Genomic DNA, 12629 nt, shown 5'->3' with positions numbered 1-12629 from the left:
TTAACAGATCTTCATGTGCTTTGTTGTTTTTGTGAAGTAAATCAAATCCCAATCCGTCAGAAGGCACCGGAAAGTTCAGAGAAATGGATTATGTTTCGGTCGGAGCAATCCGGCTTGTTCAGGTGCTGATTGGCGTCCGGAGCTCAGAAAGCATCAGAAGGGGTTATTCAATGGGCGCCAGTTTACTGGCATAGGGTTGAAAGGCCATGTCGAAAGACCCATTGGTGATGGTGAGTTTTTCCCCGCTGAGATTGCCATCTGCTACGACCACAATCGAAAAGGTCCCGATGGCTGACCGGATATTGGAATCCAGCTTGGTAAGTGTGATCGTTCCTGAATTGGTGCTGGCAGACATATAATACCGGGTGGAAGATCCCTCCGAGATGGTCACCAATGCATAAACATTACTGGTTTCCGGTCCGACCGTTAAGGCTCCGGTCTTTGGGAAGCGGATGTACAGGGAAATTTTCTTTTTGGTAATCACTGAACCGACTGTATCAGCCGATTGACCCGAGAGGAGCAGCCAGTCATTGGCGAGTGCGCCGTAGATATAGGGAGATCCGGCCTCGGAAGACCAGGCCTCTGACCCGATGGTGGCCTTGAAGGTTCCCGATCCGATGGCTCGCTTGGTTGGTTCAGACGACCCGAATGAAGACCCTTCGTCACAGGAAACCAAAGGAACGCAGATTAACAGGATTGAGAAAAGGTGTAGTGTTTTCATAAGTATCCCGGGCATACGATGAGTCAGAGATTTTGTTCCGACCAAAAAAAAGTACGAATTGGTCCCGATGTTCGCAAGTGGATAAAAATGGGAAGGACGGCTTCTTCCGGGGTTATCTGATCATCACATCAAAAATTCCGTGGTCCACGTCAATGGTGCTGATCTGTCCGTTGAAAACATGTGAGGCAGTAAATTGGAAGCTTCCCGACAGTATCTTCAACTGAGGATCATACCGGGTAATGGTCAGGGTACCTGATTGGCCATCCGGAACCAGGAAGGTTGTATTGGTAGAAGATCCGTTTGATCCCGGAACCGTTTCAACCCGGTTAAAGGAGGCAGCCCCGGTGGTGATCGGCCAGGTGCCCGGTCCCTGCGGATTCACATACAACCGGATGGTTTCGATGATCTGTGTTCCATTCTGAAGGATGGTCTCTCTGATTCCGGTGACTGTCAGTCCCGCAGAAGTGGATGATGCAGAAGCAGCATAATTGGCAAGTGGTGAGTAGAATCCGGCCACCCAGCGTTTCCCGTCCACAACGGCTCCCATGGTTCCTTCCCCGGTACGGGTGGCAGGAACACCGCTGACCGTTCCGTTTTCCTCCCGGTCATCGAGCGACAGATTCTGAGAGCAGGCCGTCAGGAAAAACATACCCAGTAAGCCGAGAAAAACACAGATTGTTCGCATCACTCTCCACCAGCTCTAAAACCATCATTTATGGCTCCAGACTGAAGGTAGTGAAAAGTTTTCTGAGAGGTAAGACCAGGAAAGGCCGGTGTGTTATCAGAAGAAGAGCTTAAATACACCTGAGCGCAAGTGATACTGGCGGGGTAATGTTTCCCCCGGAAATACCTCACCGCAGCGGATTTCGAACGAGGCTTTTATATATCGCTCAGCCTGATTGTGCTCGTAAATGGTTATGGTGGAACCAGAATAAATTCTGGCATATCGATAAGTCTGAATAACGCCCTTGTTGCGGATAAACACCCCAAATTGGATTTGGTAATTTGGGACGGGCAGAGTGTGTTCCCCTACCGTTACGTTTCTGAGTGTGAAACTGATTTGTTCCAGCCTGGACAGCTGACTGGATGGTATCTGGGTCTCCCTGTTATAACTAAACGTGTAGGTTCCGGGTGAGTAAACGGTGTGGATTTCTTTAAAACCAGGATCGTTATACGACGAAAAATTCCCGCTCAGAAACTGAATTGAATCGCTTCCCGGAGACAGAACCGATAAGGCCATGACCGCGATTCCATTCCCGGGTCTGAGTGGTAACGGGGAATCCTGCCGGGTAATGATGACGTCATCATCGTCTCTGAGTAAGGTTTCCTCTGTGCAGGATAAATACAGAAAGGCCGGAAACAGAACCAGTAAGCGGAAAAGGAGTTTCATAGAAAACCTCAATGACCTCAGGACATCCGAAAAGTAGAGTTTTTCCGGATTTTTTTCAATTCAGTTTATACGGATTGAAAGTCCCTGTAATAATCCTGAATGGAACGAACCACCCAGTTTTCCTCGAGGGTCCGGTAGATTCCCTTCACGGCGGCCTGCGCTCCGCTGATGGTGGTGATCACCGGCACTTTGTGCAGAATGGCTGCAGACCCGATGGCGTTTTCATCAAAACGGGAGGAGGCACCGAGGGGGGTATTGATCACCATGGCAATCTCCCCGTTTTTAATCATGTCCACAATGTCGGGACGGCCTTCATTCACTTTATAAACCGTTTCCACCTCGTACCCATGTGAACGCAGATAATTGGCGGTGCCCGCTGTGGCTTTCAGATTGAATCCGAACCGGGCCAGACCATCAATGGCCTGCAGAAGCCGGTCACCCTTGTCGCGGTTGTTCACCGAAATAAACACGTTTCCTTTTTTGGGAAGCCGGTTTCCGGCACTCAGCTGAGATTTGGCAAAAGCCCCGCCAAAGTTGGGCGAAATACCCATGACTTCACCGGTTGATCTCATCTCGGGTCCTAAAAACACACCGGCATTGGGAAACTTGCTGAACGGGAACACCGATGATTTCACCGACACATATCCCCGGTAGGTGAAGGGAGGCAGTTTCATGTCCTTCAGTTTTTCCCCGGTCATGACCCGCGCTGACACTTTTGCAAGAGGAACCCCGGTCGATTTCGATACAAACGGGACCGTACGGCTGGCACGCGGATTCACTTCAAGAATGAAGACCTGATCACCCTGCTGGGCAAACTGAATGTTAAGCGGACCCACCACCTGAAGGGCTTTGGCAATCCGTTCGGTGTAATCCCGGATGACATCCAGTTTCTGAGTGGCAAACTGCGGCGGTAGTACCGAAGTGGAATCTCCCGAGTGAATGCCGGCTTCCTCGATGTGTTCAAGTATTCCGCCGATATAAACGGTTTCTCCATCACAGACAGCATCCACATCGAACTCGATGGCATTTTCGAGAAACCGGTCGATCAGTACCGGATGCTCACCGCTGACCTCGATGGCCATTTTCATGTAATTTTCGAGTTCATTGGTCGAGTGGACAATCTGCATGGCCCGTCCGCCAAGAACGAAGGAAGGCCGCACCAGAACGGGATATCCGATCCGTTCAGCAATAACTGAGGCTTCGGCAAAGGAAAAGGCGGTACCCCAGGCTGGAACAGGAATGCCCAGCCGGTCGATCAGGTCACCGAATTGCTGGCGGTCTTCCGCAAGCGCAATCCCGGCAGGGGTGGTCCCAAGTATCGGCGTTCCGGCATCATAAAGCCGCTGGGCCAGTTTCAGCGGTGTCTGACCGCCAAACGTTACAATCACTCCATCGGGCTTTTCGAAATCGATGATGTTCATGACATCCTCGAAGGTGAGAGGCTCGAAGTACAACCGGTCGGTGGTGTCATAATCGGTCGAGACCGTTTCAGGGTTGCAATTGATCATGATGGCTTCGTACCCTTTTTCCTTCAGGGCGAAGACGGCGTGAACACAGCAATAGTCAAACTCGATACCCTGTCCGATCCGGTTCGGACCGCCACCCAGAATGATCACCTTCTTTTTCTTACTGGCGGTCGGCTCATTGTTTCCATCGTAGGTCGAATAGAAATAGGGAGTCTGCGCCTCAAATTCGGCCGCACAGGTATCCACCGACTTGAAACCGGGGATGATACCGTGTTGTTTCCGTTCATCCCGGATGGCGAGTTCGGTTTTTCCGGTCAGGACAGCAATCTGCTTGTCGCTGAATCCGTAGGCCTTGGCTTTCTGAAGAAGGTCTTTGCTGATCATGCTCACTGATATTTAATTTCTACTGAAAAGGTGACGGTGACTTCCTCACCCGCAGCGACCGGCACATCGGTCCAGGCGGCAGAAGAACTTTCGCGGGTAAACTTGTGTGAGGAATTGGTGATTTTCCAGTCACCTCCCACCGGTGCGTAATACCGGATGGTCACGGGTTCTGTTTTGCGGTTACGGAGGGACACTTCATAAGAAGCAACCTGACCGCTTCCAATCCGGAAGTTTTCGACGCTGATCTGCCTGCCAGAAGCAACCACATCGAAGGCACTTCCTACCGAAAATTTCACGGTTTCTTTATCGGGTGTATGCCGGATGATATCTTCGCCCAGCAATTGCTGGCGCCCTTTACTGTCTGCCTTGAACAGGCGCAACGTTCCCTGCGGGAGCGGCCGGCCCAGTTGATTCTTACTGGTGTTGTCAAATTCATAGGAAACCATGGCCGGTGTGGTGGGACTGTCGGTGCCGCTGTACAGATTCAGGTCCCGCACAATGAACCGCTTGGTCACCTCCATGCCATCTGCCGAAAACAACTGGACCTGTTTGGTCTGATTCATCCCCAGATCGGTGGGCTGATCGAGGGTGTACAGATAGTAATCGGAAAGATTTTCCTGTTCAAAAGCAGGGGCTGAAACTACAAGACCGTCCTTCATCACATAAGCCGTTTCATTCCTACGATTATAAGAGCGTGTTGCCCGTTTCACTTCACCGGCTACCAACTGCAGGGTGACGTTATCGAAACGGGTACCCGACTCGTTAGTAAGCGTTACCCAGCTGGTCATGTCCAGTTTTTTTTCATCCTGGGTTAAAACCAGTACATAATCGGCAGACCAGCTCATACCGTTGGTCTGATAGGAAACTTCCACCGGCACTTTACCGGCTGACTCGGTATTCAATTTCCATATCAGCGTGGGTTTCGAATACAAATTATCGGGTATGGTTGAAACTACCACCCGGCCGGGAAGGCCGAGGGAAATTTCATTACCGATCTGGTATACGGGGCCATCGTTGTTGGCGATCAGGGTTGCGTCGACAAGTTCCTCCTTTCCATCACCTGTCTGACGGAAAACCTTCACCTTTTTCCCGATGTATTTATCCATCAGCCGGGAGGAGGAAATGAGATCAAACTCATAATTCTGTTCGAAAACCAACAATGGGGCTTTTGAATCGGTGGATTTCACACGTACGGTCTGAGGGACAATACCGCTCGCCACATCCTCATACCGAAGGTTAGATATTCCCTTTGGCAGGTTCAGGGTTCGGTTTTCGCGAACCACTCCCATATGGTTATTATAGATGGTAACCGATACCGACTGCCGGTCTTTATCGGTGGAAACAGCCTGCTGGGCTGGCGCAGTCAGCGGCAGACTGATGAGGGTGATCAGGACAAGTGCGTGTTTCATGTGTGCTCCTTGGTTTTCCGGTTGTACCGGTTTCAGCGGGCAGGGTTCCCGGTGCTCAGCGACAGAAGGGCCTTTTCAACTTCAACGATTTCAGACATCTGATGTAAGAACCAGGGGTCAATCCCGGTTATGCGGTGGATGTCGGCAATGGAAAAATCAAGCAGCAGTGCATAACGAACGTAGAACAAACGCTGCGGGTTGGGAACCGACAGTTTTTCCTTCAGTTCATTCAGGAACAAATCCTTTTCACGGGCCGTCAGCGACAGAATATCCACCACATCTTTGCCATCGGCACCCAGACCATGGCGTCCGGTTTCGAGGGAACGGAGCGCCTTCTGAAGCGCCTCTTTAAACGTCCGTCCGAAGGACATGACTTCTCCGACCGATTGCATCTGGATTCCCAGCCGTTGCCGTACCGATTTGAATTTTTCGAAATCCCACCGTGGAATTTTCACCACGGTGTAATCGATGGTGGGCTCAAAACAGGCGGGTGTTTTCCGGGTGATGTCATTCAGGATTTCATCGAGGGTATAACCCACCGCCAGACGGGCAGCAATTTTCGCGATGGGAAAACCGGTCGCCTTAGAAGCCAGAGCCGAGGACCGGGAAACCCGCGGATTCATTTCGATGACCCTGACGGCTCCATTGGCCGGATTCACGGCGAACTGGATGTTGGACCCGCCGGTTTCCACTCCGATTTCACGGATGATCCGGATGGAATAATCGCGGAGCACTTCATATTCCTTGTCGGTAAGGGTCTGGGCCGGGGCAACTGTAATGGAATCACCGGTGTGAACTCCCATGGGATCGACATTTTCGATGGAACAGACGATCACAACATTGTCCCGGCGGTCACGCATGACCTCGAGTTCGTATTCCTTCCAGCCGATGACTGATTCTTCAATCAGCACTTCCGAGGTAGGTGACAGTGTAAGTCCCCGGTGAACGATTTCCTGGAATTCCTCCATGTTGTAGGCAATGCCGCCGCCGCTTCCGCCGAGTGTGAAGGAGGGGCGGATAATGGTCGGAAATCCGATTTCCTCGACAATCTGAAGGGCCTCAGCCATGGTGTAAGCAAATTTTCCACGAATGGTTTCCACCCCGCAATTGGCCATGGCGCGGGTGAACTCTGACCGGTTTTCGGCCTTCTTGATGGCCTTCAGGTTGGCACCGATCAATTGAACACCGTAACGGTCAAGAACACCCGACTCGGCCAGTTCCACAGCCAGATTAAGGGCGGTCTGCCCCCCCATCGTGGGAAGTATGGCTGAAGGCCGTTCCTTTTCGATGATTTTTTCGACAAAATCGGCAGTCAGAGGTTCAATATAAGTGGCATCGGCAAATTCGGGATCGGTCATGATGGTGGCCGGATTGCTGTTCACCAGAATCACCCGGAATCCTTCCCGCTTCAGAACGGTACAGGCCTGGGTGCCCGAGTAATCAAATTCGCAGCCCTGACCAATAACAATCGGGCCGCTTCCAAGGAGTAATATTGAGGTGAGATCGGTACGTCTGGGCACTGGCGTTCCCCGTTTTTAAAAAATCAGGCAAATATAACGGATTTGTCCCCTGCTTTTCGATTTTTCAGTCCGTAAAAAAATGGAAGCAACTGTGGAACAAGCCGGGTTATCCACAATTTTCCAACCGGCAGGTGCCGGGACTGAAGAAGGCTTCCTGTAAAAAGCAACTAAAAGGACTCTTTTAGGTGAGCGGGAGATAAGTTGTTGTAAATAATAGACTTACGATTTAACCTGTGGTTCATGCCGGGTTCATAATTCCATTGATCTTCAATGAGATACCAGCAGGATTGTTACCCGGGTCGATTTTCGTCACAAGTTATCCACAGGTTATTCATGGCTGTGGATAGCAGGGTGGCCAGAACAGGGTTCTGGTAGGGTTCCTGATGGGAAAGGTGTATTTTCAACCCCATGAGCACCTGGCCTGCCACCGACACCCATGCCCACCTGTACTGGGAAGATTTTGCCGAACCGGTTCCCGATCTTCTTGAACGTGCGCGGCTGGCCGGAGTGGAAACCATAATCGTTCCGGGAACCAATCTGGAGACCAGTTTAAAGGTGCGTGATCTGGTCGGGGAACATGCCGGCGTGTATGGCGCTGCGGGAATCCATCCGACCGATGTGGCCGAAATCGACGAGGAAACGCTTTCAGAAAACCTGAGGCACCTGCTGGATCACCCTTCCATGGTTGCCGTTGGTGAAATCGGTCTGGATTATTACTGGGACATCACCTATAAAGAAAAGCAGAAGCGTCTGCTGCATCAGCAGATTCAGCTGGCTCTGGAACTGAACAAACCGGTTATTCTTCACAACCGGCAATCTGACGAAGACCTTCTTGATATCATCCGCGACTACCGAGGTTCGGGACTGAGGGGCATTTTCCATTGCTTCAGCGGCAATGAGGCCGTTCTGAGGGAAGCGCTGGCGAATCCGGGTTTTTACATCAGCTTTGCCGGAAATGTCACGTATAAAAACTCGACCCTGCGCCACCTGTTGCCGCTGATTCCCATCAACCGGCTTCTGACAGAAACCGATGCACCTTTTCTGGCCCCGGTTCCCTACCGGGGAAAGCGGAACGAACCAGCCATGATTACCGCAACCATTGAACACATGGCCTCGGTTCTTGATTTAACCCCGGGTGACATTAACCGGAACGTGGGAACCTCGGTTCATTCCCTGTTCGGTATCGGAACGGGGCCCAAACCCGCGATTGCCTTTACCATCGGGAAACGCCTGTATATCAACCTGACCAATCGCTGCACAGCTAACTGCATTTTCTGTGACCGGTCCTCCGACACCATTCTTCATGGGTATGAAACCCGGCTGGATCACGAACCATCGGTCAGTGAGGTACTGGCGGCCCTTCCCGATCTGACCGGCCTGTCCGAAGTGGTATTTGCCGGACCTGGTGAACCCTTTATCCGGCTTCACGACCTGATGACCCTGGCACGTCTTTTCAGAGAACAGGGTTTGCCCGTCCGCGTGGTTACCAACGGGCACGGATTTCTTCTTCATGACCGGAATTTTCTGGATGACCTTACGGGTCTGGTGGATCGTCTTTCGGTTATTCTGCCAACGCTGACTCCATCGGACTATCAGGTTCTGATGAGACTGAAGGAAGAGGGCGTCTCTTTCACGGGCCTGCTCGATTTTGCCCGGCAGGCCCGCCACGTCATCCCGGAAGTGGAATTTGTCCATCGTCTCGATCCGCTCGACCGGACCGGCATGGAGCTGAAAGTGCTCGAGGGAATTCCCATCCGTCTTACTTCGTTGTATCATCTGGTCTGACACGCTTTTCAGACGCGAAACCTTTTTATGATGATACCAAGTCCGGATTCCATGATGATAGATCTGACCAACGAAGGAACCATACTGAAAACAGCCAGAACCATCGCCGTTCTGGGAGTGAAACCCGACCCGGATGAAGTTTCAAATGAGATTTTCCGGTTTCTGATGGATAAGGGCTACCAGGTGGTTGGCGTGAATCCGCGGGTGGCCGGTACCCGCATTCAGGGAAGACCGGTGTATGCGACCCTTGCCGACATTCCTCATCCGGTCGATATCGTGGATATCTTTCGTGCACCGGCACACCTGCCGGGCCATGTTCCCGATCTTCTGTCCATGACACCACGGCCACCGGTGGTGTGGTTTCAGCAGGGAATCCGGAATGATGCGGTGGCCGAAACCCTCACCCGGGAAGGCATTCATGTTATTCAGGATTATTGTATTCTGGTTGCCCATTCGGTTAACCGGCACATCATCAACAGTTAACCGGACCCCCAAAAACCCCCTTCCGATCTGTCCTTGCAATGGGCTTCAATAAAAGCCTTTCCACTTCTTAACACGAATTTTACAAAAAAGAGTTGACAAAACAGCCAGATATCACGACTTTTGTTAGTAGAAACGCTTCCATTTAAGCACAAGGGGAATGGCAAAAATGGCAAAAGCAAAAACAACACCGGCCGAAAAACCGGTTAAAGCTGAACCGAAAAAGACTGCAACCAACAAATCTGCTGCAACCAAGCCAGCGGCTGAAAAAAAGCCAGCTGCGGCAAAAGCCACCGCAACAGTAAAGAAACCGGCCGCAAAAAAAACCGTGACGGCCGCGCAGATTGCAGAACGGGCGTATGAAATTTTCCTCAGTCGCGGCGGCCAACCCGGAGATGAAGTATCCGACTGGCTGCAGGCTGAAAAAGAACTCAAGTCTTCCAAATAACTCTTTCCTGCCTCGATTACTTCCTTCCGTTTGATTGCGATTGCAGTCCGTCGGGTCTCCGGCGGACTGTTTTTTTTTAACCCAAACGGAACCCTGCCGGACCACATATGATTTTATGACCGGTGACTGTTACCTTTGCCCCCCGGGAGTCCTTTCATGACCGACTTTTTTCAATCTGCAGATACGTGGATGTTTTATGCCATCAATCATGGCATGAGCAATCCGTTCTTCGACTGGCTGATGCCACTGATCACCGACCGGACCACCTGGTTTCCGGTTTGGGCGCTGGTGGTGGTTGCGCTGGTGGTGGTTTACGTGCGGCAAAAGCTGTATCATGGACTCTGGAGTTTGCTGCTGATTGCGGTGATTATCACGGCCGGTGATCAGGTCAGTTCGTCTCTGATTAAACCGACCGTGGAAAGAATCCGTCCATCCAATGCTCTTGAAGACGTGAATCTGCTGGTTCCCCGTACCAAGTCCTACTCCTTTCCATCCTCCCACGCCACCAACTTCTTTGCGGCAGCAGCCTTTTTCACCTGGCTGGTTCCCCGCGGTTGGATTTTTTATTTCCTGATTGCCATGACAGTCAGTTTATCCCGGACCTATGTCGGGGTCCACTATCCCGGTGATCTTCTGGGAGGGGCCGTGCTGGGTGTTGCCGCAGCAGTGACAGTCATTGCCGGCTACCGTGTTCTCGAAAAACGCTTTAACTGGCCTTCCATCATTATTAAATAGGTTTCTGCATGTTTGAATGGTCTGCGTCTCCGGTTCTGGTTTCCATCGGTCCCTTCGATATCCGGTGGTACAGTCTCATGTTTGTTCTGTCCTTCGGAATTGGCTTTTATCTTCTGAAAAACATGGTGGTTTCAGAAAAGAAACCAGAAAGCATCATGGACCCCATTCTGCTGGTTCTGATGATTTCAACCATCGTAGGCGCCCGGCTGGGACATACCCTTTTTTACGATCCGGGATATTATCTGTCACACCCCATCGAGATTCTGAAGGTTTGGGAAGGCGGTCTGGCCAGCCATGGCGCTGCCATTGGTATCCTGCTTGGTCTGTGGTGGTTTGCCCGCCGCACACCGGGGATCACCTTTCTCTGGCTGGTGGACAGGGTGGTGATTGTGGTCGCCCTTGCCGGATTCTTCATCCGGATGGGTAACTTTTTCAACAGCGAAATTTACGGACACCCGACCGATGGATCATTCGGAGTCATTTTCCTCAGGGTGGATTCCATTCCGAGACATCCGGTTCAGTTGTATGAAGCGTTTGCTTACCTCATCATTTTTGCCGGACTGATACTGGCGTATTACCGAACCTCGGTCGGCCGCCTTCCGGGCCGCTTATTCGGATGGTTTCTGGTCACCGTTTTCGGCGCCCGTCTGGTACTTGAATCCTTTAAACCTGAACAGGCCGCCTTCACGGCCGACTGGCTTACCCTGGGTCAATGGCTTTCGGTTCCGTTTATTCTGACCGGACTCTGGTTGCTGCTTCGTCCGGTTAAGGAGATACCACAGCGGTGACCGGTCTTCGGATTTACCGGCATATCATGAGCAGGCTGGCAGGACCGTTTTTCTTTTCGGTCCTGACCATCATGTTCATTTTCCTGCTTCAGTTCCTGATGAAATACCTCGACCGCCTGGTTGGGAAGGGACTCGGTTTTTCTGTTCTGGTCGAACTGATAGGTCTGAATCTGGCATGGATGCTGGTCCTGGCCGTTCCAATGGCTGTTCTGATTGCCATTCTGATGGTTTTCGGGAAAATGTCGGGGGACCATGAAATCACCGCACTGAAAGCGGCCGGCGTTCATCCCCTCCGGCTGATGCTTCCCGTTCTGATTCTGGGCGGGCTGGTTTCGGGCGTGATGTTCTGGTTCAATGACTCCATTCTGCCCGATGCCAATTACAAAGCAAAAACCCTGTTCAGAGACATCCGGAATAAAAAGCCCATTTTCGAAATTGAACCAGGCCGGTTTTCCGATCTGATTGCCGGTTATTCCATCCATGCCCGCCGGGTGAACCAGGAAACCGGCCTTCTTTACGATGTCACCATTTTTGATTATACCAGTTCCATCCGTCAGCAGACCATCACCGCCGAATGGGCGTATTTCACTTATTCTGAAGACATGCGGAACATGATCATGACCCTGCACAACGGAGAGTCGAACGAAATTGACTATGTCAGCTTCGGTGATTACCGGGTTGTCGAATTTCGTGTGCAGAAAGTGCTGTTCGATGCAACCGGATTCGGATTCGAGCGATCCACCGAGGGAAGTTATTCACGGGGTAACCGAGAAATGTCCATTGCCACCATGCGCCAGGTTACCGATTCGCTGGGGGTTCTGCTCGAGAAAAGCCGGCAGCGCATCATTGATCAGGCCAGCTTGCTGATTTCAGGAGAAACAGTGGCTGGACCGGGCATTCTTCCCGGAAACCGTCCCGGACCTTCCGGTGCTCCGTACACCATCCGGCCCGATTCGGCCGGTACGTTCCGGTTAATTGAAACTGACACCACGTCGGTGGTCTTTGCTGGTCTCTCCCTGGCCGAGCGCCGCGTGTCCACCTATCAGGCCCTGAATGTTCAAAACCGCTTACAGAATTATATCGATTCCGAAGCCGTTACCCGCGAATCGCTGCTCGAGGACATCAATAATTATCTGGTGGAGATCCATAAAAAGTACTCACTTCCGCTTGCCTGTCTGGTGTTTGTCTTCGTGGGGGTTCCGCTGGGCATTCAGGCCAAACGCGGAGGGGTGGGTGCAGGGGCCGGACTCAGTCTCGCCTTTTTCCTCATTTACTGGATCTTCCTGCTCGGCGGCGAGAAACTGGCCGATCGTGGCGTGGTTCCTCCCGTGGTGGCCATGTGGAGCGCCAATGTGATCACCCTTCTGATCGGTATCTGGCTGATCCGTGCCATGATTGCAGAGTCTGAACTGGTGCGTCTTCCCGACTGGAAGGCGGTCGGGGCTGGTCTGAAGGCCTTGATAACCCGGCGGAAAGGAGTTTCTTCTGATCCGGCTGCTTGAT

Annotated in this window: 12 protein-coding genes; 6 read left to right on the top strand and 6 right to left on the bottom strand. The window is 51.9% G+C overall.

Annotated elements, in window-relative coordinates:
• Positions 1-163: 163 nt before the first annotated feature.
• The 6 genes from HUU10_06490 to carB (HUU10_06465) all read right to left on the bottom strand — a co-directional run bounded on the left by HUU10_06490 (position 164) and on the right by carB (HUU10_06465) (position 6890).
• Entirely contained in the window at positions 164-721 is a 558-nt protein-coding gene (locus HUU10_06490; protein ID NUQ81242.1) for a hypothetical protein, read from the bottom strand.
• Between the two features lie 112 nt (positions 722-833).
• Positions 834-1406, bottom strand: coding sequence for a hypothetical protein (locus tag HUU10_06485; GenBank protein ID NUQ81241.1), 573 nt, complete (start codon positions 1404-1406; stop codon positions 834-836).
• Between the two features lie 96 nt (positions 1407-1502).
• The gene (locus tag HUU10_06480) at positions 1503-2111 is read right to left on the bottom strand and encodes a hypothetical protein (protein ID NUQ81240.1); all 609 of its coding nucleotides are present in this window, start codon (positions 2109-2111) and stop codon (positions 1503-1505) included.
• A 65-nt stretch (positions 2112-2176) separates the two neighbouring features.
• Positions 2177-3961, bottom strand: coding sequence for a carbamoyl-phosphate synthase large subunit (gene carB, locus HUU10_06475; protein ID NUQ81239.1), 1785 nt, complete (start codon positions 3959-3961; stop codon positions 2177-2179).
• A 2-nt stretch (positions 3962-3963) separates the two neighbouring features.
• A complete protein-coding gene (locus tag HUU10_06470; GenBank protein NUQ81238.1) occupies positions 3964-5370 on the bottom strand; it encodes a DUF4139 domain-containing protein in 1407 nt (468 codons plus the stop codon).
• 32 nt (positions 5371-5402) lie between these two features.
• On the bottom strand, positions 5403-6890 hold the full coding sequence (gene carB, locus HUU10_06465) for a carbamoyl-phosphate synthase large subunit (protein ID NUQ81237.1): 1488 nt from the start codon (positions 6888-6890) through the stop codon (positions 5403-5405).
• A gap of 408 nt (positions 6891-7298) precedes the next feature.
• On the opposite strand from carB (HUU10_06465), the gene HUU10_06460 reads away from it, so the two are divergent.
• From HUU10_06460 to HUU10_06435, 6 genes are all read left to right on the top strand, one after another.
• Positions 7299-8675 carry a YchF/TatD family DNA exonuclease gene (locus HUU10_06460; protein NUQ81236.1) on the top strand — a complete coding sequence of 459 codons (1377 nt, stop codon included), beginning with the start codon at positions 7299-7301 and terminating at the stop codon, positions 8673-8675.
• 54 nt (positions 8676-8729) lie between these two features.
• Positions 8730-9158 carry a CoA-binding protein gene (locus HUU10_06455; GenBank protein ID NUQ81235.1) on the top strand — a complete coding sequence of 143 codons (429 nt, stop codon included), beginning with the start codon at positions 8730-8732 and terminating at the stop codon, positions 9156-9158.
• A 166-nt stretch (positions 9159-9324) separates the two neighbouring features.
• Positions 9325-9603, top strand: a complete 279-nt coding sequence (locus HUU10_06450; protein NUQ81234.1) for a DUF2934 domain-containing protein — start codon at positions 9325-9327, stop codon at positions 9601-9603.
• 156 nt (positions 9604-9759) lie between these two features.
• Positions 9760-10338, top strand: coding sequence for a phosphatase PAP2 family protein (locus HUU10_06445; protein NUQ81233.1), 579 nt, complete (start codon positions 9760-9762; stop codon positions 10336-10338).
• Positions 10339-10346: 8 nt separating this feature from the next.
• Positions 10347-11126, top strand: a complete 780-nt coding sequence (gene lgt, locus HUU10_06440; GenBank protein NUQ81232.1) for a prolipoprotein diacylglyceryl transferase — start codon at positions 10347-10349, stop codon at positions 11124-11126.
• The gene (locus tag HUU10_06435) at positions 11123-12628 is read left to right on the top strand and encodes a YjgP/YjgQ family permease (GenBank protein ID NUQ81231.1); all 1506 of its coding nucleotides are present in this window, start codon (positions 11123-11125) and stop codon (positions 12626-12628) included. The genes lgt and HUU10_06435 overlap by 4 nt, the downstream gene beginning before the upstream one ends.
• Position 12629: the final 1 nt, after the last annotated feature.

This window comes from Bacteroidota bacterium, assembly GCA_013360915.1.
Classification (GTDB): Bacteria; Bacteroidota; JABWAT01; order JABWAT01; family JABWAT01; genus JABWAT01.
Note: the sequence above shows the minus strand (reverse complement) of the source record. Positions and strands in the feature narration are given on the sequence as shown.

Excerpts from the sequence above, each read along its gene's own strand:
- HUU10_06480 (NUQ81240.1), bottom strand. The coding sequence starts at position 2,111 with ATGAAACTCCTTTTCCGCTTACTGGTTCTGTTTCCGGCCTTTCTGTAT.
- HUU10_06490 (NUQ81242.1), bottom strand. The coding sequence starts at position 721 with ATGAAAACACTACACCTTTTCTCAATCCTGTTAATCTGCGTTCCTTTG.
- HUU10_06455 (NUQ81235.1), top strand. The coding sequence starts at position 8,730 with ATGATAGATCTGACCAACGAAGGAACCATACTGAAAACAGCCAGAACC.
- HUU10_06445 (NUQ81233.1), top strand. The coding sequence starts at position 9,760 with ATGACCGACTTTTTTCAATCTGCAGATACGTGGATGTTTTATGCCATC.
- carB (NUQ81239.1), bottom strand. The coding sequence starts at position 3,961 with ATGATCAGCAAAGACCTTCTTCAGAAAGCCAAGGCCTACGGATTCAGC.
- lgt (NUQ81232.1), top strand. The coding sequence starts at position 10,347 with ATGTTTGAATGGTCTGCGTCTCCGGTTCTGGTTTCCATCGGTCCCTTC.
- HUU10_06485 (NUQ81241.1), bottom strand. The coding sequence starts at position 1,406 with ATGCGAACAATCTGTGTTTTTCTCGGCTTACTGGGTATGTTTTTCCTG.
- HUU10_06450 (NUQ81234.1), top strand. The coding sequence starts at position 9,325 with ATGGCAAAAGCAAAAACAACACCGGCCGAAAAACCGGTTAAAGCTGAA.
- HUU10_06460 (NUQ81236.1), top strand. The coding sequence starts at position 7,299 with ATGAGCACCTGGCCTGCCACCGACACCCATGCCCACCTGTACTGGGAA.
- HUU10_06470 (NUQ81238.1), bottom strand. The coding sequence starts at position 5,370 with ATGAAACACGCACTTGTCCTGATCACCCTCATCAGTCTGCCGCTGACT.